This is a genomic window from Ochrobactrum sp. PL_is483, assembly GCF_055816855.1.
Genome location: NZ_JBVPGS010000036.1, coordinates 63,332 through 81,138 on the forward strand (window position 1 = coordinate 63,332; position 17,807 = coordinate 81,138).

Annotated in this window: 18 protein-coding genes; 8 read left to right on the forward strand and 10 right to left on the reverse strand. The window is 58.0% G+C overall.

The window, feature by feature from the left end; all coding sequences use genetic code 11:
* Nucleotide 1 precedes the first annotated feature (1 nt).
* A complete protein-coding gene (hslU, locus tag AC0TNJ_RS11985) occupies nt 2–1,306 on the forward strand; it encodes an ATP-dependent protease ATPase subunit HslU (RefSeq protein ID WP_122002820.1) in 1,305 nt (434 codons plus the stop codon).
* 145 nt (nt 1,307–1,451) lie between these two features.
* A complete protein-coding gene (locus AC0TNJ_RS11990) occupies nt 1,452–2,417 on the forward strand; it encodes a DUF1402 family protein (RefSeq protein WP_473771266.1) in 966 nt (321 codons plus the stop codon).
* A gap of 31 nt (nt 2,418–2,448) precedes the next feature.
* Here the strand turns inward: AC0TNJ_RS11990 and AC0TNJ_RS11995 are convergent, their stop codons facing one another.
* From AC0TNJ_RS11995 to AC0TNJ_RS12010, 4 genes are all read right to left on the reverse strand, one after another.
* The gene (locus AC0TNJ_RS11995) at nt 2,449–2,841 is read right to left on the reverse strand and encodes a helix-turn-helix domain-containing protein (protein ID WP_473771267.1); all 393 of its coding nucleotides are present in this window, start codon (nt 2,839–2,841) and stop codon (nt 2,449–2,451) included.
* The gene (locus tag AC0TNJ_RS12000) at nt 2,838–3,452 is read right to left on the reverse strand and encodes a Smr/MutS family protein (RefSeq protein WP_473771268.1); all 615 of its coding nucleotides are present in this window, start codon (nt 3,450–3,452) and stop codon (nt 2,838–2,840) included. The genes AC0TNJ_RS11995 and AC0TNJ_RS12000 overlap by 4 nt, the downstream gene beginning before the upstream one ends.
* Nucleotides 3,453–4,550, reverse strand: coding sequence for a murein transglycosylase A (gene mltA / locus AC0TNJ_RS12005; RefSeq protein ID WP_473771403.1), 1,098 nt, complete (start codon nt 4,548–4,550; stop codon nt 3,453–3,455).
* Between the two features lie 223 nt (nt 4,551–4,773).
* Nucleotides 4,774–5,469 carry a Tim44/TimA family putative adaptor protein gene (locus tag AC0TNJ_RS12010; protein WP_122002816.1) on the reverse strand — a complete coding sequence of 232 codons (696 nt, stop codon included), beginning with the start codon at nt 5,467–5,469 and terminating at the stop codon, nt 4,774–4,776.
* Between the two features lie 321 nt (nt 5,470–5,790).
* On the opposite strand from AC0TNJ_RS12010, the gene AC0TNJ_RS12015 reads away from it, so the two are divergent.
* Together AC0TNJ_RS12015 and secB are read left to right on the forward strand one after the other, a co-directional pair.
* Nucleotides 5,791–6,279 (forward strand): FxsA family protein, encoded by a 489-nt coding sequence (locus tag AC0TNJ_RS12015; RefSeq protein ID WP_473771269.1) that lies wholly within the window; start codon nt 5,791–5,793, stop codon nt 6,277–6,279.
* Between the two features lie 154 nt (nt 6,280–6,433).
* A complete protein-coding gene (secB, locus tag AC0TNJ_RS12020; RefSeq protein ID WP_006468052.1) occupies nt 6,434–6,925 on the forward strand; it encodes a protein-export chaperone SecB in 492 nt (163 codons plus the stop codon).
* 105 nt (nt 6,926–7,030) lie between these two features.
* Here the strand turns inward: secB and dnaQ are convergent, their stop codons facing one another.
* From dnaQ to AC0TNJ_RS12045, 5 genes are read right to left on the reverse strand one after another with little or no spacing between them, the layout of a single operon-like run.
* A complete protein-coding gene (gene dnaQ, locus AC0TNJ_RS12025) occupies nt 7,031–7,732 on the reverse strand; it encodes a DNA polymerase III subunit epsilon (protein ID WP_473771270.1) in 702 nt (233 codons plus the stop codon).
* 51 nt (nt 7,733–7,783) lie between these two features.
* Nucleotides 7,784–8,386, reverse strand: a complete 603-nt coding sequence (gene coaE / locus AC0TNJ_RS12030) for a dephospho-CoA kinase (RefSeq protein WP_473771271.1) — start codon at nt 8,384–8,386, stop codon at nt 7,784–7,786.
* Entirely contained in the window at nt 8,383–9,231 is an 849-nt protein-coding gene (locus tag AC0TNJ_RS12035; RefSeq protein ID WP_473771272.1) for a shikimate dehydrogenase, read from the reverse strand. Before AC0TNJ_RS12035 ends, coaE begins: the two co-directional genes overlap by 4 nt.
* The gene (locus AC0TNJ_RS12040; RefSeq protein ID WP_473771273.1) at nt 9,224–9,820 is read right to left on the reverse strand and encodes a Maf-like protein; all 597 of its coding nucleotides are present in this window, start codon (nt 9,818–9,820) and stop codon (nt 9,224–9,226) included. Before AC0TNJ_RS12040 ends, AC0TNJ_RS12035 begins: the two co-directional genes overlap by 8 nt.
* On the reverse strand, nt 9,813–10,658 hold the full coding sequence (locus tag AC0TNJ_RS12045; RefSeq protein WP_122002810.1) for a pyruvate, water dikinase regulatory protein: 846 nt from the start codon (nt 10,656–10,658) through the stop codon (nt 9,813–9,815). Before AC0TNJ_RS12045 ends, AC0TNJ_RS12040 begins: the two co-directional genes overlap by 8 nt.
* A 455-nt stretch (nt 10,659–11,113) precedes the next feature.
* Between AC0TNJ_RS12045 and hemE the strand changes: the two genes are divergently transcribed.
* The 3 genes from hemE to rho all read left to right on the forward strand — a co-directional run bounded on the left by hemE (nt 11,114) and on the right by rho (nt 14,179).
* Nucleotides 11,114–12,139 carry a uroporphyrinogen decarboxylase gene (hemE, locus tag AC0TNJ_RS12050; RefSeq protein ID WP_473771274.1) on the forward strand — a complete coding sequence of 342 codons (1,026 nt, stop codon included), beginning with the start codon at nt 11,114–11,116 and terminating at the stop codon, nt 12,137–12,139.
* Entirely contained in the window at nt 12,136–12,672 is a 537-nt protein-coding gene (hemJ, locus tag AC0TNJ_RS12055; RefSeq protein WP_473771275.1) for a protoporphyrinogen oxidase HemJ, read from the forward strand. Before hemE ends, hemJ begins: the two co-directional genes overlap by 4 nt.
* A 241-nt stretch (nt 12,673–12,913) precedes the next feature.
* Complete coding sequence (gene rho / locus AC0TNJ_RS12060; protein WP_105543315.1) at nt 12,914–14,179, forward strand: transcription termination factor Rho; 1,266 nt, start codon at nt 12,914–12,916, stop codon at nt 14,177–14,179.
* 57 nt (nt 14,180–14,236) lie between these two features.
* On the opposite strand, the gene AC0TNJ_RS12065 is transcribed toward rho, so the two are convergent.
* Complete coding sequence (locus AC0TNJ_RS12065) at nt 14,237–16,264, reverse strand: thioredoxin domain-containing protein (RefSeq protein ID WP_473771276.1); 2,028 nt, start codon at nt 16,262–16,264, stop codon at nt 14,237–14,239.
* 89 nt (nt 16,265–16,353) lie between these two features.
* Between AC0TNJ_RS12065 and mnmE the strand changes: the two genes are divergently transcribed.
* Nucleotides 16,354–17,682: a tRNA uridine-5-carboxymethylaminomethyl(34) synthesis GTPase MnmE gene (gene mnmE, locus AC0TNJ_RS12070; protein ID WP_473771277.1), complete on the forward strand. Its 1,329-nt coding sequence runs from the start codon at nt 16,354–16,356 to the stop codon at nt 17,680–17,682.
* Nucleotides 17,683–17,807 lie beyond the last annotated feature (125 nt).

The following is a 17,807-nucleotide window of genomic DNA, read 5'->3' on the forward strand; positions in this document are numbered from 1 at the left end:
CATGAGTAACTTCTCCCCCCGTGAAATCGTTTCGGAACTCGACCGTTTCATCATCGGCCAGAACGACGCCAAGCGCGCCGTCGCCATTGCGCTGCGCAACCGCTGGCGCCGCCAGCAGCTCGAAGGCCAGATGCGCGAAGAGGTCATGCCGAAGAACATCCTGATGATCGGACCGACCGGCGTGGGCAAGACGGAAATTTCCCGCCGTCTCGCCAAGCTCGCCGGTGCGCCTTTCGTCAAGGTGGAAGCGACCAAGTTCACCGAAGTCGGCTATGTGGGCCGCGACGTCGAGCAGATCGTCCGCGATCTGGTCGAGGTTGCCATCACGCTGGTGCGCGAAAAGCGCCGCGAGGACGTGAAGGCCAAGGCGCATCTCAATGCAGAGGAACGCGTGCTGGATGCCCTGGTCGGCAAGACGGCGAGCCCCGCAACCCGCGACAGCTTCCGCAAGAAGCTGCGCAACAACGAGCTGGACGACAAGGAAATCGAAATCGAGGTCGCCGATACCGGCTCCGGCCCGAGCTTCGAGATTCCGGGGATGCCGGGCGCCAATATCGGCGTCATGAACCTGTCCGACATGCTGGGCAAGGCGATGGGCGGGCGCACCAAGACGCGCAAGACCACGGTGCAGGATTCCTATGCGATCCTGATCAACGACGAATCCGACAAGCTTCTGGATCAGGACCAGATCGTGCAGGAAGCGCTTCGCGTCACCGAAGACGAGGGCATCGTGTTCATCGACGAGATCGACAAGATTGCATCGCGGGAAGGCGGCATGGGTGCAGGCGTGTCGCGTGAAGGCGTGCAGCGCGATCTCCTGCCGCTGGTTGAAGGCACGACGGTTGCGACCAAATACGGGCCGGTCAAGACCGACCACGTGCTGTTCATCGCATCCGGCGCGTTCCACGTCTCCAAGCCGTCCGATCTCCTGCCGGAGCTTCAGGGCCGTCTGCCGATCCGCGTGGAACTCAATGCGCTGACGCGTGAGGACTTCCGCCGCATCCTGACGGAGACCGAAGCAAGCCTGATCAAGCAGTATATCGCCCTGATGGCGACGGAAGAGGTGAAGCTCGAAATCACCGATGACGCCATCGACGCTCTGGCCGATATCGCCGTCGATCTGAATGCAACGGTTGAAAACATCGGCGCGCGCCGCCTGCAAACGGTGATGGAACGGGTTCTGGACGAAATCTCGTTCACCGCTCCCGACAAGACCGGCGCGGTCTTCACCATCGATGCGGCCTATGTGAAGGACAAGATCGGCGGTCTTGCCAAGAACACCGATCTGTCGCGCTTCATTCTCTGATGAAGACGCCTGTAAGTGACCGGAAAGCCACGGCTTCCGGCCACTTGTCAAGGAATGCGCAAAAACCCCTCGACTTGCATCGGGGGGTTTTCTATTTTCCGGCCAATTTACCAGATCTTCACCATATTGGGGCCGTTTCCGCACAATGACCAGATCACTGAACCGCTTTGCTGGCCTTTGCCTCGCCTTCATTGTAGCCAGCCAGAGCGCGCAAGCGGCGACACTCGTCCCTCCCGGCAATCGCAATGCGGAACAGCCGCCGATCCCCGGCGCATCCGCCAAGCGCACGCGTGAACTGAGCACGACCTACGAGAAGAAGTATCAGAAGATCTACGGCCTCCTGAAAAAGGATGCCGCGCTGCGCTCCAAGATCCGGTCAACGGCGGCAGCCTATGGCATCGATCCCATTCACATTGTCGGCGCGATCGTCGGCGAGCATACCTATAATGTCGACGTCTATGACCGGCTGCAGACCTATTACGTCAAGGCCATGTCCTATGTGAATCAGGGCGTGAGCTTCGGCTATAATGGCGAGAGCATCGGCCAGTTCATCAAGCGGCCTGAATTTGCCGACTGCCTGAAGCACAAGGACAGCTATTCGCTGTGGTCCTGCCGGGAAAATATCTGGAACAAGAATTTCCGCGGCAAGTCGGTCGGCGGCAACGCCTATCCCAACAATCGTTTCAGCGCGGTGTTCTTCCAGCCTTTCTATGCGGGCCAGACATTCGGCCTTGGCCAGATCAACCCGCTGACGGCCTTGCAGATGTCGGACATGGTGAACCGCGTTTCCGGCCTACCCAAGCTCAACGCCGAAGACGGCAATGTGGTCTACAAGACGATCATGGACCCCGACCTGACACTACCATACATCGCGGCAACGCTGAAACAGTCGATCAACTCCTACCGGCAGATCGCCGATTTCGACATTTCGAAGAATCCGGGCCTCACCGCCACGCTCTACAATACCGGCGGTGCGGAAGCGCGCGCGCGGGCACTGGCCAACGAAAATGCCAGGCGAAAGGCAGACGGTCAGAACCCCGTGCTGCCGCAAGAAAATTACTATGGCTGGCTGGTCAATTCGAAGCTCGATGAATTGAAAGCGCTGTTCTGATCACATGGCTGAACAGTACAGGGGCTGAACATCACAGGGGCTGAACAGGCTTGATCCCGCGGCGGCGCTTGCGCGCCGCCTCGATTTCCTCGCTCAGATGCTTGATCGTCTCGCGATCAATGATGCGGATATTGCGCGCCAGAAGATTGGCAAGCTCGGTTGCCTGCGGCGACAGGCCCGACGTATCGATCACCACACGCGGATGCGATACGGCGGCGAGGTTCTGCAACTCTTCCGCCTCGTCCCAGATAATGTTGAAATAGGTGATGATGCGCTGCAGCAGGTCCCAGGTCGGCTGGCCGCGCCGTCCGTGTTCCAGCGCCGACAGATAGGCCGGCGAAACGCGAAGCGCCGCCGCCATGTCCTTCTGGGTCACCCCCCGCTCTTCCCGCAACTCGCGCAGGCGTATCCCAAATGGCGTCATCGCGGCCTGTTTCCTCCCGGTAGTACTTGCTGGGCCGTGTTCTGGGTCTGGCGGCGAAGCCTGACATAAAGCGCGCCATGCCCGCCATGGTGACGCGCCGCATCCTCATAGGCGCTGACCAGAAGCCTGAACAGCGGCGTGGAAAACCAGTGCGGCACCGCCTGCCGCAAAATGCCTTCGCTGCCGAACGAACGGCCCTTGCCGGTGATGACCATGACATGACGCAGGCCGCGTGCATGCGCGCTGACCAGAAACCCATAGAGCAGGCCGTGCGCTTCGCCCTGCGTAAGACCGTGGAGGTCGATGCGGGCTTCAATATCGACGCGGCCTTTCGCTATTTTTCGATGTGTCGGCTTGTCGAGCGACTGAATCTGCATTTCGCCGAGCGCCGACAAGCCCTTCTTCGGCTTGCTCGCCTCCACCGCAGGCTGGACCTTCGCCTGGGCCGGGCGCTTTTCTTCTTCCGCCATCAATGTCTTGAAATCGGGAAGCGCGTCCGGTTTCGCCTTCGGCTTTACCAGCGGCTTTGCGGTTTTGGCGACCGTTTCCCATAAGATTCGGTCTTCGGGCCGCAGATAATCCTGTTCCGGCTTGTCGGTTGCGCGTGCCATTCAAGCCCCCAGCAGGGTGCGCGGCACCAGCGCATAGAAATCCGCATCGTCCTTCACGCCACCGGCGATCTCGCCGGCAATATCACCGGAGCCGGCAAACAGATCGCCGCGGGCAGGGCCGACGACAGCCGTTCCGGTGTCCTGCGCGATCATCAGCCGCGCAAAAGGCTGGCCGTCAAAGACGGTCACAGTTGGCGCACTGACATGGATCGGCGTCCCGAATGTGTGGAGCAATCTGTCGACGGCAAGCGAACGCCCGGCGGTCAGCGGAACTTTTGCGGCGGCAATCGGACCGGCATCCGGGTCGTCCACCGGGGCTTCCCGGAAGAAAATATAGGACCGGTTCTGCCAGATGAGGTCATCGGCCCGGTCGGGATGTTCGGCCAGCCAGCGCCGGATCGTCTGCATGGAAATTTCCGAGGCCGGAATTTCGCCATTGGCGACCAGAATGCGGCCAATGCCTGTGAACGGGTGGCCGGATTTGGCGGCATAGGTGATGCGCAGCAAGCCGCCATCGCGCAGTTTCAGGCGCGCCGCGCCCTGCACATGCGCGAAAAAGGCATCGACCCGGTCGGCGACGAAAGCGATTTCCAGTCCACGCCCGGAAAGGCTGCCCAGTTCGATCATGCGGCGGTCGTCGTATTCCGCCAGACCGTTTTCCGTCCGGCGCGCAAAGGCAAAGGACGGATCAAAACCCTCAGGACGAATATCGTCCGTTACCTTCACAAGATCGTCCGGCTGCCGATAGAACGGCACCTTGAACCGGCTGTCGGCGTGAAGCGAGGCGTCGATCTCCGGTTCGTAGAATGCGGTGACAAAGCCGTTTCCCTGTTCGGGAACGATGCGGCAGGGGAGAAAATTCTGTTCGAAGAAAGCCCGCGCTTCCGCCACGCCCGGATTGTCGAGGGCGCGCGCGGCGGCGAAGATCGGCGCCAGCGCTTCGAAACGGATGCCAAGACTGCTGCTCTTGTAGGTCTGGTGGGCAGCGTAATCGGCCGAACGGCGAAATGCGGCGAATGCAGCGGACTGATCGTCGCGGTTCCAGCCCGGACAATCCGAAAAGGCCACCGGGCGCAAAATCCTCGCCAAGCCGTTCATCGCCGCATCCGTCCAGCCAGAGCCGCTCCAACTACACACAGTCATTGGAACAGCGCTATCCCTCTGTTTTTACGCATTATCCGACGCATCGAAGCAGGATAAGAAATCAGTCCAGTGAACTGATTTCCCTGCGTAGACGCTTCGCACTTTTGGCTCAAAAATACTCCGAGCACAAACAAAAAGGCCGCTGCGTTGGGTCAGCGGCCCGATTCATATTTTTCTCTTAATCGTCCGCCTCGGTCGCGACAAGCTTCCAGTTCGGATCGCGCGACCGCGTATCGCGGGCAAAGGTCCACAGATCCTTGATCTCGATCACATTATCCGGATCGCCGTCGATCAGCTTGCCGTCCTTGTCATAGGTGGAGGAAATCATCTGGCTGACGATATTGACCGTCACATGCGCTTCCGAACCCTTCATCTCGGCGCCGGTGATTGCCGCCTTGTCGATGCCGACGAAGGACGAACGCACGGTTTCGCCACGGGCTTCGCGCTCATCGATCGCCGAAACGAACCCTTCATATACATCCTTGGAAAGCAGATTTTTCAGGACCTTGCGATCGCCATCGGCAAACGACATCACGATCATCTCATAAGCGATCTTGAGGCCTTCCACGAAACTGGCCGGATCGAACGACGGATCGGCGGTATAAATCGCGCGCAGGCCGTCATTGACGGGCGTGCCAAGAGGCGCCGCCTTGTCGATGGCGGTGAAATCCTTTTCGCCCGTCCGGCGCGGAAGAGAGACGACATTGTCCGTCTCGCTGCTCGCCGGTGCAGCATCGGCACTGCGTGCGGACGTGTACGGATCGAAGGGCGGTTTTTCATTTCCGGTACGACGGCCAAGAACATTCCTCAGCTGGAGAAAGATGATCACCGCTGCGATGAAGAAGAATATCGTGCCAAAATCAAAAAATTCCATGCCGCCTGCCGCTAATTGAAGGAACCGGCGTTTCGCCTTTCCTATCCCTAGAGCATTTCCCGTTCTGATTGAACCATTGGAAATGCTCTATCCATTTGTCCTTACGCGCATCTTTTTCCGAAAACCGCTTCGCATTTTTCGGGATGCGCTGCCATTTATATCCCATACATATAGATCGGCTTACGTCATCATTCAAATCCCGATCATGCGTACCTATTTGATATTGCATGACAGACAGTTTCAATTTCGTTCCGAACCTTAAAAAGTTACAATTCAGGCTAGACTGAACCCCGGAACCAAACAACAAAGGTCGTAACCTCCGTGTCCTCCTCTTTCGCCCCTCTCGTCCTGCTGGCGATGCCTTTCATCGAAATTGCCGGTTTCGTCATCGTCGGCAGCAAGATCGGCGTTTTCGCGACCCTCGGCCTGGTCATCCTGAGCGCGATGCTGGGCTTTTTCCTCCTGCGCGTGCAGGGCATCGGGCTTTTGCAGCGCATTCGCACCGAAACCGCGGCCGGGCGCGTTCCGGATCGCGAAGTGGTGCATGGCGCCATGCTGGTTCTGGCGGCGATCCTGCTGATCGTGCCTGGCTTTGTGAGCAGCGCCATCGGCATTCTGCTGTTCGTTCCGTTCATTCGCGATGTCATGTGGGAAAAATTCATGCGCGGCCGCATGGTCGTCGCCACGTCGGCACGCTATTCGCACGGTTACGGGCAGCAGCGCCCCGGCCACAATCCGCGTCAGGACCATGTCATCGATCTCGATCCCGAAGATTACACCGCCCGGCCCGACGATAAATCCGGCAAGTGACAATCGCTGAATGCGCAAATACTAACCTAAAAAGCCTTTCTTGCCTCATGCCCGCGCACATGCTAGCCAAACACTCCGACCTTCCGGAGCGGCTTGCGCGCAGGCTGCACCGGAAGCGCAAAAATCTTAATCACCGATAGAAGGCATACCGATAATGAGCGATAAGGCCGCGGGCGAAGTAAAGAACGGCAATGGCGCGACGGCCGAGCCGTCCCTCAACATTCTGGCGCAATATGTGAAGGACCTGTCCTTTGAAAGCCCGGGCGCGCCGCTGTCGCTGCGTCCGCGCGAGAAGGCGCCGTCCATCAACATCAATGTCAACGTCAACGCCAATCCGCTGTCCGAAACGGACTTCGATGTTGTGCTGACGCTGGAAGCCAAGGCCGTTGACGGCAAGGACGTCCTTTTCAACACCGAGCTGGTCTATGGCGGCGTGTTCCGCATTCAGGGCATCCCGCAGGAGCACATGCTGCCGCTTCTGTTCATCGAATGCCCGCGTCTCCTGTTCCCGTTCGCACGCCAGATCATCGCCGACGCGACGCGCAACGGCGGCTACCCGCCGCTGATGATCGACCCGATCGATTTCGCGCAGATGTTCCAGTCCCGCATGGCCGAAGAACAGGCCAAGTCGGCTGTGAAGAGCTGATCGCAGGCTTCATGATGCAAGAAAGCCCGGTTTCGACCGGGCTTTTTTCGTTTGGAGCGGTTTCGACCTGACTGGATCAGATCGGCGCTCCAAAATAGGAACCGCCTAGGACAGATATTTCTTCCAGATGGCCTTGTCGCCGAGTTCGGCCACGAGTGCTGCGTGAGCCGCTCGTTCCTCATCGGAAATGCGCGGCGCAAGCGGCCTTGGGCGCGCAGCAAGGATGATGGCCGCGCCGCTATCCCCGGCATTGCCGCCGCTTGCGGTTCCCCCCATGCTGAGACCAAGCGCCGTCTGCTTGCCGCCGATCAGTTCGATATAGACTTCCGCCAAAATCTCGGAGTCGAGCAAGGCGCCGTGCAGGGTGCGGTGGCCGTTTTCGATGCCATAGCGCTTGCACAGCGCATCGAGCGAGTTCGGACCCATCGGGTGCTTGCGGCGCGCCAGCGCCAGCGTATCGACGATGCGTTCCGCCTGGATTTCAGCCTTTCCGAGCCGCGCCAGTTCCGCATTGATGAAGCCAAGGTCGAACATGGCATTATGCGCGACGAGCTTCGCGCCGTCGAAAAATTCCAGAAACTCGTCCAGAATTTCCGCGAATGTCGGCTTGTCGAGCAATTGTTCATTGCTGATGCCGTGCACCGCAAGCGCCTCGGGATGAACCTGACGACCCTGCGGGTTGATGTATTTGTGGAACGTGCGGCCTGTGGGAAACTTGTTGATCAGTTCCACGCCGCCGATTTCGATCACACGGTCCTCGAGCCTTTCCAGACCGGTGGTTTCCGTATCGAAAACGATTTCACGCATTGAAGAACCTCTCGGCAAATATCTTGAGCAGCTATAGCACAGCGGCCGCCGCTATTCGGTCGCGACCGCAGGCTTTCCACTTAATTCCGCGACGATTTCGGTAATCTGGCGGCGCAAATTGTCGAAACTCCCGCTCGTATCGATAATGAAATCGGCGCGCGCGCGCTTTTCGGCGTCCGGTGTCTGGCGGGCGAGAATGGCGTCGAGCTTTTCTTCGCTCATGCCCGGCCTTGCAAGCACGCGGGCGCGCTGCACTTCGGCGGGCGCGGAGACGACCACGATCTTGTCCACACGCCTGTCGCCGCCGGTTTCGAAAAGCAGCGGAATGTCGATCAGCGCCAAGGCCGCGCCAGTTTCTTCCGCCTCGCGGCGAAAGGCTTCTTCTTCCTCCCGCACGAGCGGATGGACGATAGCCTCCAGCTTTTTCAGGGCGTCCGGTTTTCCAATGACGGCGGCGGAAAGCTTGTCCCGGTTGACCGCACCGTTTTCCACCGTGCCCGGAAAAGCAGCCTCAATCAGCGGGGCCGCGCGACCGGAATAGAGCCGATGCACGGCGTCATCGGCGCTATAGATCGGCACGCCGGCTTCGGCGAACATGTTCGCCGCCGTTGTTTTTCCCATGCCGATGGAGCCGGTCAGTCCGAGCACAATCATAAGACACCAGCCTTTTTCATATCCGCCAGAATATGCTCACGCAGGGCTTTCGTCACTTGTGGCCTTTTGCCGAACCAGCGCTCAAAACCCGGAACAGCCTGGTGCAGCAGCATGCCAAGCCCGTCCACGGTTGCCAGTCCGGCTTCTTCGACCTTTTTCAGAAACGGCGTTTGAAGCGGCACATAAACGATATCGGTAGCGACTGCCTTTGGCGACGCCTTGCCGAGATCGAGCGGGAATGTTTCCCCGTCATCATGGCCGCTCATGCCGAGCGATGTGGTGTTGACGATCAGTCCGGCATCGGAAACGAGGTCCTGCGCCGCATCCCATCCATGCGCCGAGACACGCGGTCCGAAATGGGCCGCAAGATCCTGCGCCCGGCTCACCGTGCGATTGACGATGGCGACTTTCGCAAAGCCGCGCGACAGGAGCGAATGAACGATCGCCCGGCTTGCGCCGCCGGCCCCCAGGACAAGGGCGCTGTCGGCATTGTCCCAGCCGGGAGCCGACGCATCGAGATTGGCGGCAAAACCGTAGGCATCCGTATTGCCGCCGTGAAGCCTGCCGCCCTCAAGCCAGAGCGTGTTGACCGCGCCTATGGCTTTGGCCGCCTCGTCCAGACTTTCCACGGCGGCGAAGGCTGCTTCCTTGTGCGGAATGGTGACATTGCCACCGGCAAAACCGTTTTCGGCCAGTGACGAAGCGAAGGAAGCAAAGTCCCCGGGCTTTACTTCTATGGCCTCATAGGAACCGTCTATCCCGAGTTCGGCGAGCCAGAAACCGTGGATCAGCGGCGAGCGTGAGTGTTTTATCGGAAAGCCGGTGACAAATGCCTTCTTAGCCATCGATCAGTTTTTCCTTGCGCAGTTCGTCGAGCAGCGGCAGGAGCGGCAGGCCGACAATCGTGAAATAATCGCCATCAATCTTTTCAAAGAGCTGGATGCCCGGCCCCTCGACCTGATAGGCGCCGACGCTGGAAAGGGCAGTGTCCCCGACGCGGCCGAGATAACGCCCGACAAAACCGGGATCGAGATCGCGCATCGTCATGCGAGCGATCGAAACGTGACGCCACAGGGTTTTGCCATCCTTCGCCAGCACGACAGCGCTATTCAATTGGTGGGTCATGCCGGAAAATTTCAGGAGCTGGCGGCGCGCCGCTTCCATATCGGCGGGCTTGTGGAAAATCTTGTCGCCGAGCGACAGGGTCTGGTCGCAGCCGATCACCACCGCGCCGGGGTTCTTCTCGCTCACATCGAGCGCCTTCGCCTCGGCCAGAACCTGCGCGACCTCTTCCGGCGTGGCGCCCGTTTCGTAAAGCGGGGCTTCGACAGCGCGCTCGTCGACCTCCGCGCTTGCCGTCGAAAAAGCGATGCCGGCATTTTTCAGCAAGGCCGAACGGAAAGGGCTTTTGGAGGCAAGGATAAGTTCAGTCATGGTCGAAATCCCTTCTGTTCGTCTTTTCGCGCAGCAAAGCGAGGATAGCCGCCGCGGTTTCCTCGATCGACCGGCGCGACACATCTATGATCGGCCAGCCGTGCCGATTGCATATATTACGCGCATAAGCCAGTTCTTCCGAGATGGAAACGCGGTCCGTATAAAGCCCGGTATCCAATGACGGCACATTGCCGAGCGGCCGGTTCTGGCGGATTTGCGAAATCCGTTCGGCGGTGGCGACCAGCCCGACGATCAGCGGTCGTTTGGTTGTGAACAGGACTTCCGGCAGCGGAATGCCAAGCACGATGGGAACATTGGTGGCCTTGATGCCGCGATTGGCGAGATAAATGCTCGTCGGCGTCTTGGATGTGCGTGAAATGCCGACCAGAATGACGTCTGCTTCCTCGATGTCATAGGGCAATTGCCCGTCATCATGCTCCATCGTGAAATTGAGCGCGTCGATCCGCCGGAAATAATCGGCATTAAGGACATGCTGCGCGCTGGCGCGGCGGTGGGCGGGCGCACCGAGATAGGATTGAAACGTGTTGAGCACCGGCTCCAGCACGGAAACGCTGGGAACCCCCATTTCCGCGCAGGATTCGTCAATGATCGCCGCCAGTTTCTGGTCCACGATTGTATAGAGGACGATGCCGGGCTCCGCATCGATGCCTTCGAGAACCTTGCGCAGCTGCTTTTCAGTGCGGATCAGCGGATAGATATGCTCGATGGCGCGCGCACTGGCATATTGCGCCGCCGCCGCGCGGCCCGCCGCGAGGAGAGTCTCTCCGGTCGCATCAGAAATCAGATGAAGATGAAAGTAGGAAAGCGGTCTCACCACAGTTTTGTTGCCCTCCTGTTGACGGCTGTGCGTAACGGACGAACGTCTTCCACAAGCCATGGCAGGCGGTGGGAAACTTGGCAAGTCATCCACAGCGGGCCAACATGTGGCGAGTGTTCATCAACATCTGTGGACAAGACTCATGAGAACGCGAAATTCCGCGGTAATTCCCAGCTTTTCCACAAATCGGCATGAACTGCGTCAATTGGTAACCCTTTATATTAAAAGAGGGAATTGAGTTTTCTTTTTATTTGGTCAGACTGTCGGTGAATAATTGCACAGGATGAGACGGCAATTTCGGAACTGTGGGAAAAACCGGGACAGAGCTTAATCCCCGATTCCAACAGACTCTAAGAATCAAAAGATTCCTGAATCATCCCTTCTTTATGAGAACCGGACTGGATAACTTTTGACCAACGCCGGATCAGGCAACCAACAAAGCGGATAAAAATCAGATGAAGCGCAAGGTCTTGAGAGTGATCGACGGCGAAACGGTGTTTCCGCCTCCAATCTGGATGATGCGACAGGCCGGACGCTATCTTCCCGAATATCGCGAGACCCGCAAAAAGGCTGGAAGCTTTCTCGATCTGTGCTACTCGCCCGATCTGGCCGTCGAGGTGACCCTTCAGCCGATCCGCCGCTTTGGCTTTGATGCAGCCATTCTCTTTTCGGACATTCTTGTCATCCCTCACGCCCTTGGGCGCGACCTTCGCTTTGAAGAAGGAAGAGGACCTTTGATGACGCCAATTGATGCCGACGAGATTTTCTGGCTTGAGACCGAAGGCGTCGCCAAAAGGCTTGAGCCGGTCTACGAGACGGTTCGGCTGCTGCGCGAGCAGTTGCCCGACGAAACCACGCTGCTCGGCTTCTGCGGCGCTCCCTGGACCGTTGCAACCTACATGATTGCCGGTCACGGCACGCCGGATCAGGCGCCCGCCCGCCTTTTCGCCTATCGCTTTCCGGAAGCCTTTGAAAAGCTCCTGAACGATCTTGCCGATGTTTCCGCCGAATATCTCATCGAACAGCTCGATGCGGGTGCAGACGCGGTTCAGATTTTCGATTCCTGGTCGGGCGTTCTGGACGAGGACTGCTTTGAGCGTTTCTGCATCCAGCCCGTTGCCCGGATCGTCCAGAAGGTGAGGGCGGTTTATCCGGAGGCCCGCATCATCGGCTTCCCGAAAGGAGCCGGGATGCTTTATGCGAGCTATCGCCAGAAGACCGGTGTGGACGCGCTTGGCCTTGACTGGTCGGTTCCCCTGTCCTTTGCGGCTGCCTTGCAGGAAGAGGGCGCGGTGCAGGGCAATCTCGATCCGCTGCGCGTGGTGGCTGGCGGCAGCGCTCTGGATGAAGGCGTGGATGCGGTTCTCGAACGTCTGGGCCAGGGCCCGCTGATCTTCAATCTTGGACACGGAATCACGCCACAAGCGCCAATCGAAAATGTGCAGCGCATGATCGACCGTATTCGCGGAGGAAAATCATGAGCCAGACAGCTCCGGAAAATCGCGGATCGGCGGTTGCCATTCGCACAGTCGTTTCGCTGGTCGTGGTCGCGCTCGGCGTCTGGGCATTGTTTCACGTGAATCCAGCCGACGCCTATCTCTGGGTCAAATCGCTGCACGTGATTGCCGTCATCGCATGGATGGCGGGGATGCTCTACCTGCCGCGCCTCTTCGTCTATCACGCAGATGCCGCGCCCGGCTCCGAAAAATCGGAAACCTTCAAGGTGATGGAGCGCCGCCTGCTGCGTTTCATCATCAATCCCGCCATGGCCGTGACCTGGATCGCCGGCCTGTGGATGGCCTGGGAAATCTTCGGATTTCAGGGCGGCTGGCTGCATGCCAAGCTGCTTCTGGTTGTTCTCATGTCCGGATTGCACGGATATCTGGCAAAATCCACGCGGCTTTTTGCCGAGGACCGCAATACGAAACCGGCGAAACACTGGAGAATCGTCAACGAGATTCCGACCCTCCTGATGATCCTCATCGTCATTCTGGTGATCGTGAAACCGTTCTGATTGCCTGAAATATTCGGGCGGAAACCTCTCGGGCCTGACATTGTGCCGGGTTTCCGCCATTTTTCTGTTGCAGAAATTTCGTGCTATCCCTACATGAGACTTGCTCTACACGCTGCAAATCAGTATGTAGGAAGCCTCTTCCCTTCAAGACAGCAGGCCTTCGATGCCGGTCACGATCCAAGTGGCCACCTTTCCGAACAACTGCATTTTCTCCTTACATTTTAAAAAGAGTTCCTCATCCATGCAGGAAATGAAACTACAAGAACTGAAAAACAAGACACCGGTGGAGCTGCTGGCTTTTGCCGAAACGCTTGAGGTCGAAAACGCGAGCGCCATGCGCAAGCAGGAACTGATGTTCGCGATCCTCAAGAAGCTGGCAGCCCAGGACGTCGAAATTATCGGCGAGGGCGTCGTCGAGGTGCTGCAGGATGGATTTGGCTTCCTGCGTTCCGCCGACGCCAACTACCTGCCGGGTCCTGACGATATTTATATTTCTCCCTCGCAGCTGCGTCGTTTCTCGCTCAAGACCGGCGATACGGTCGAAGGACCGATCCGCGGTCCCAAGGAAGGCGAGCGTTATTTCGCGCTGCTCAAGGTCAATACGATCAATTTCGAAGATCCGGAAAAAATCCGTCACAAGGTTCACTTCGACAATCTGACGCCGCTCTACCCGAATGAGCGCTTCAAGATGGAACTGGAAGTTCCGACCTCCAAGGATCTGTCGCCGCGCGTCATCGATCTGGTGGCACCGCTCGGCAAGGGCCAGCGCGGCCTGATCGTCGCGCCGCCGCGTACCGGTAAGACCGTTCTTCTGCAGAACATCGCCCATTCGATCACCGCAAACCATCCCGAATGCTATCTCATCGTTCTTCTGATCGATGAACGTCCGGAAGAAGTGACCGACATGCAGCGTTCGGTGAAGGGCGAAGTGATTTCGTCGACCTTCGATGAACCGGCGGCGCGTCACGTTCAGGTTGCCGAAATGGTCATCGAAAAGGCCAAGCGCCTTGTCGAACATGGCCGCGACGTTGTGATCCTGCTCGACTCGATCACCCGTCTCGGTCGCGCCTACAACACCGTTGTGCCGTCTTCCGGCAAGGTTCTGACCGGCGGTGTCGACGCCAACGCGCTTCAGCGTCCGAAGCGCTTCTTCGGTGCTGCACGCAACATCGAAGAGGGTGGCTCGCTCACCATCATCGCCACCGCGCTGATCGATACGGGCAGCCGCATGGACGAAGTGATCTTTGAAGAATTCAAGGGCACCGGCAACTCGGAAATCGTGCTCGACCGCAAGGTGGCCGACAAGCGTATCTTCCCGGCCATGGACATTCTCAAGTCCGGCACCCGCAAGGAAGACCTGCTGGTTCCCCGCGCCGATCTGCAGAAGATTTTCGTTCTGCGCCGTATTCTCGCGCCAATGGGCACGACCGACGCGATCGAATTCCTTATCGACAAGCTCAAGCAGACCAAGAGCAATGGCGAATTCTTCGATTCGATGAATACGTAATCGGCTCTATAGCGCCATTTGAAACGCCGCACGGGAAACCGTTGCGGCGTTTTTGTTTCACGATGTTTTGCCGAGCAATAGCCGCAAAGCATCCGCGTTTTCGACAGGCGGCAGGCAGACATGTCCCTTGCAGAACCAGGCCGACGGATGCTCCACGTCTGCGGTTCCTCCTGTCGGTAGTTCTATCGTCTTGCCGGGTTCGAAGCGCACGAATTTATCCACGCGCCGGGGATCGGGATTTCGATTCGCTGTCGAAACAAGTTCTCCGTCATCCTCGGCGGCGACGACAAGCGAAAGCGGTTCGGCCGCAAAACGCGCCGCGTTCAATATTCCGATCTGGCCATATTGCTGTGCGAAGGCCCGCCCAAGCGCCTGTTCAATCAGGGTCTCGTTGCTCTGATAAAGTTCGATATTGCCCGTTGCCAGAAACAGTCTTGTCAGCGCTTCGATGATCTGGCTGGTGGCGCTCGGTATGGCTTCATCGTAATCGCCATAGGCGTGCAGAATGACGTCATCGGCGTCCAGCGCGGATAGTCGATAATTACCCGCGCCATCAAGATGCGCATCGTCAAGCGCCTTCTTGAACTTCAATGCGTCATCGATATAAGCCTGCTCGCTCGTTGCTTCATAAAGAGCGATTGCCCCGTTGATCATCGATGCATAATCGGTCGAAAGGGCAGGGTAGAGAAGCGAGTTTTCCATGCGGCAATGCGCGATGCGGCCGTCCCGAAAGCTACTGGTGATGGAACGATAGGCTTCCACCGCAAGATTGATCCAGTCCTGTCTGCCAAAACTGCGGCCCGCTTCGGCCAGCGCGCGGATGGCAAGTCCGTTCCAGTCGGTCAGCGCTTTCTCGTCCCGTCCAGGACGTATTCGCAATTGCCGGCGCGCAAGCAGTTTTTGCTGCGATGCTGCTATTGATGGCGGCAGGATCGCGCTGTCATTGACCGCATGAAGGCGGTTCAGAATATTGTGGCCTTCCCAGTTTCCGCCCGCCGTGACGCCATAGTAATCCTTGAAGATTTTGCTGTCGTCACCGAGGAGCTCGTCGATTTCCTGCTCGCTCCAGACGTAAAACCGTCCTTCCTCGCCTTCGCTGTCTGCATCCAGACTGGATGCAAAGCTTCCATCGGACAGGCGCATTTCCCGGATCAGCCAGTTGATCGTCTCTTCGATTCGCAGACGAAACAAATCATTCCCGGTTTCGGCAAAAGCATAGGTCGCATGGCGGATGAACTGGGCATTGTCGTAGAGCATTTTTTCGAAATGCGGGACCAGCCATTCGGCATCGGTGGAGTAGCGGCAAAGCCCGCCGCCCAGATGATCGTAAATCCCTCCTTGCAGCATCACCTTGAGCGAGAGGAGGAAATTGTCCCGATGCGTCTCGTTACGGCTATAAAGCCATGACAGCCACAGATTGTCCATGAAAGGCGCGTTGGGGAACTTTGGTGCTCCCTCCATGCCGCCGCGGGCTGGATCCATCAGGCTGCCGATTCGGGTGGCGATCTCGTCAAATCGCTCCACTTCATTTGTTAGCGGGGCGATCTGCGCGGCCAGACGACCTTCCAGATGGTCGAAAACGGCTTGCGCGTTATGGTTAATTTTCTCTTTATCCTTGTGCCAGAGGTTATTGACCGCGTGCAGCACGTCGACAAAGCCGGGCATGTTGTGACGTTTGTGCCGCGGGAAATAGGTGCCGCCCCAGAACGGCTTGCCATCAGGGCGCAGAAACATGGTGAGCGGCCATCCGCCCTGCTGTCCCATTGCTCCCAGTGCTGCCATATAAATCTGGTCAATATCGGGCCGCTCCTCGCGGTCCACCTTCACATTGACGAAAAGCGCGTTCATCACTTCAGCGACGTCAGGGTCCTCGAATGACTCATGTGCCATGACGTGACACCAGTGACAGGCCGCGTAACCAATGGAAAGCAGAATGGGCCGGTCGAGTTCCTTCGCCGCATCCAGCGCCTGCCTGTCCCATGGCTGCCAGTAAACAGGATTGTCGGCATGCTGGCGCAGATAGGCGCTCGGTTCATCGGCGAGGCGGTTGCTGCCAGCGAGGCGATTGCGGTCTGGTTCTGTCATAGGGCTTTTCTTTCACTGCGCGAATGAATATGCCATTCCTTCAGCAATAGTGGCTGCTTCATGCTTATAATTATAGGTCAGGAAATGGAATGAGCGAGGTCGCTTCCCTCCAAGACACGATTTTTGCTTTATCGAGCGGGCGCTTGCCGTCCGGCGTGGCAGTCGTGCGCATCTCCGGCCCGCGCGTTCGATTCGTACTCGAAACGATAATCGGCACCATTCCGACACCGCGCAATGCAGCTTACAAGCTATTTCGCTCCCGTAATGGCGATCCGATTGATCGGGGACTGGTGCTGTTCTTTCCCGGCCCGAACAGTTTTACCGGAGAGGATTGCGCCGAATTTCATTTGCACGGCGGCAAAGCGGTTGTCGAAAAGCTCCTGACCGAACTGGGCGAGCTGGCAGGGTGCCGCATAGCCGAAGCAGGCGAGTTTACGCGCCGGGCTTTCTCCAATGGCAAGATGGATTTGACCATTGCCGAAGGTCTCGCCGATCTGATCGCGGCGGAAACCGAAGGACAAAGACGTCTTGCCTTGCAGGTGGCTTCCGGCACGCAGCGCGAACTTTATACCGAATGGCGTCAACAGTTGTTGCGTGCGCGTGCCTTCATTGAGGCGGAGCTGGACTTTGCCGATGAAAGCGATGTTCCGGGTTCGGTGTCGGAGCAGGTCTGGCAATCGCTGGCGCTACTAAAGAGCGAGATCGAAAACCATATTGCAAGCGGCAAACGTGCTTCCATGCTGCGCGATGGATTGCACGTCGTTATTGTCGGCGCACCAAATGCCGGTAAATCCAGTCTGTTGAATTTTTTGGCTGGTCGCGAAGTGGCGATTATATCGGAGGAAGCGGGAACCACCCGCGATCTTCTGGAAGTCAAACTCGATCTTGGCGGCATTCCGGTTTACGTGACGGACACGGCAGGGCTGCGCGAGACGGAAAGCGTGGTTGAAAAGATCGGTATTGAGCGTGCCCGGGCTCGCATGGCCGACGCCGATCTGGTCTTGGAACTGGAAGATATGAATGATCCCATCCCGATCGCAACAGAGGAAACCTCCGCAGCTTTGTGGAGGGTGGGAACAAAAGCCGACCTGAACGACACATCATCTAGCGACTGGGCCTATCGAATCTCGACGAAATCCGGGGAGGGGCTGGACCGACTGCTCTCCGATCTGCAAGCATTTGCCGAAGCCCAGATCGGGCAAATCGAAGATGCGGTTCCTACGCGCCAGCGCCACATCAATCTGTTGCGCTCAACGGGGACGGAGATCGACAGAGCCCTGGCGGGCACACATCTGCCGCTGGAACTTCGCGCCGAGAATATGCGTTTGGCCTCCCAGTACCTCGGACGGATTACTGGCGACGTCGATGTAGAGGAAATTTTAGACGTCATTTTCTCGCAATTCTGCATCGGAAAATGATTCACGTGAAACACGGCGCGTAACCGTTGCCAGGATTGTTTCACGTGAAACATCTGTGGAATATCGCTGCGCCGATTGACTCCCTCACGCATTCATGAGTCGAGCTAACCGGGATATTTGATCGC

What these genes read in the sequence shown, in the direction of transcription:
- coaE (WP_473771271.1), bottom strand. Translation starts at nt 8,386, where the DNA reads ATGATTGTGCTCGGACTGACCGGCTCCATCGGCATGGGAAAAACAACG.
- mltA (WP_473771403.1), bottom strand. Translation starts at nt 4,550, where the DNA reads ATGAACGGCTTGGCGAGGATTTTGCGCCCGGTGGCCTTTTCGGATTGT.
- hemE (WP_473771274.1), top strand. Translation starts at nt 11,114, where the DNA reads ATGAAGCGCAAGGTCTTGAGAGTGATCGACGGCGAAACGGTGTTTCCG.
- dnaQ (WP_473771270.1), bottom strand. Translation starts at nt 7,732, where the DNA reads ATGCGTGAAATCGTTTTCGATACGGAAACCACCGGTCTGGAAAGGCTC.
- AC0TNJ_RS12035 (WP_473771272.1), bottom strand. Translation starts at nt 9,231, where the DNA reads ATGGCTAAGAAGGCATTTGTCACCGGCTTTCCGATAAAACACTCACGC.
- AC0TNJ_RS12000 (WP_473771268.1), bottom strand. Translation starts at nt 3,452, where the DNA reads ATGGCACGCGCAACCGACAAGCCGGAACAGGATTATCTGCGGCCCGAA.
- AC0TNJ_RS11995 (WP_473771267.1), bottom strand. Translation starts at nt 2,841, where the DNA reads ATGACGCCATTTGGGATACGCCTGCGCGAGTTGCGGGAAGAGCGGGGG.
- mnmE (WP_473771277.1), top strand. Translation starts at nt 16,354, where the DNA reads ATGAGCGAGGTCGCTTCCCTCCAAGACACGATTTTTGCTTTATCGAGC.
- AC0TNJ_RS12065 (WP_473771276.1), bottom strand. Translation starts at nt 16,264, where the DNA reads ATGACAGAACCAGACCGCAATCGCCTCGCTGGCAGCAACCGCCTCGCC.
- hemJ (WP_473771275.1), top strand. Translation starts at nt 12,136, where the DNA reads ATGAGCCAGACAGCTCCGGAAAATCGCGGATCGGCGGTTGCCATTCGC.
- AC0TNJ_RS12010 (WP_122002816.1), bottom strand. Translation starts at nt 5,469, where the DNA reads ATGGAATTTTTTGATTTTGGCACGATATTCTTCTTCATCGCAGCGGTG.
- secB (WP_006468052.1), top strand. Translation starts at nt 6,434, where the DNA reads ATGAGCGATAAGGCCGCGGGCGAAGTAAAGAACGGCAATGGCGCGACG.
- AC0TNJ_RS12040 (WP_473771273.1), bottom strand. Translation starts at nt 9,820, where the DNA reads ATGACTGAACTTATCCTTGCCTCCAAAAGCCCTTTCCGTTCGGCCTTG.
- rho (WP_105543315.1), top strand. Translation starts at nt 12,914, where the DNA reads ATGCAGGAAATGAAACTACAAGAACTGAAAAACAAGACACCGGTGGAG.
- AC0TNJ_RS11990 (WP_473771266.1), top strand. Translation starts at nt 1,452, where the DNA reads ATGACCAGATCACTGAACCGCTTTGCTGGCCTTTGCCTCGCCTTCATT.
- hslU (WP_122002820.1), top strand. Translation starts at nt 2, where the DNA reads ATGAGTAACTTCTCCCCCCGTGAAATCGTTTCGGAACTCGACCGTTTC.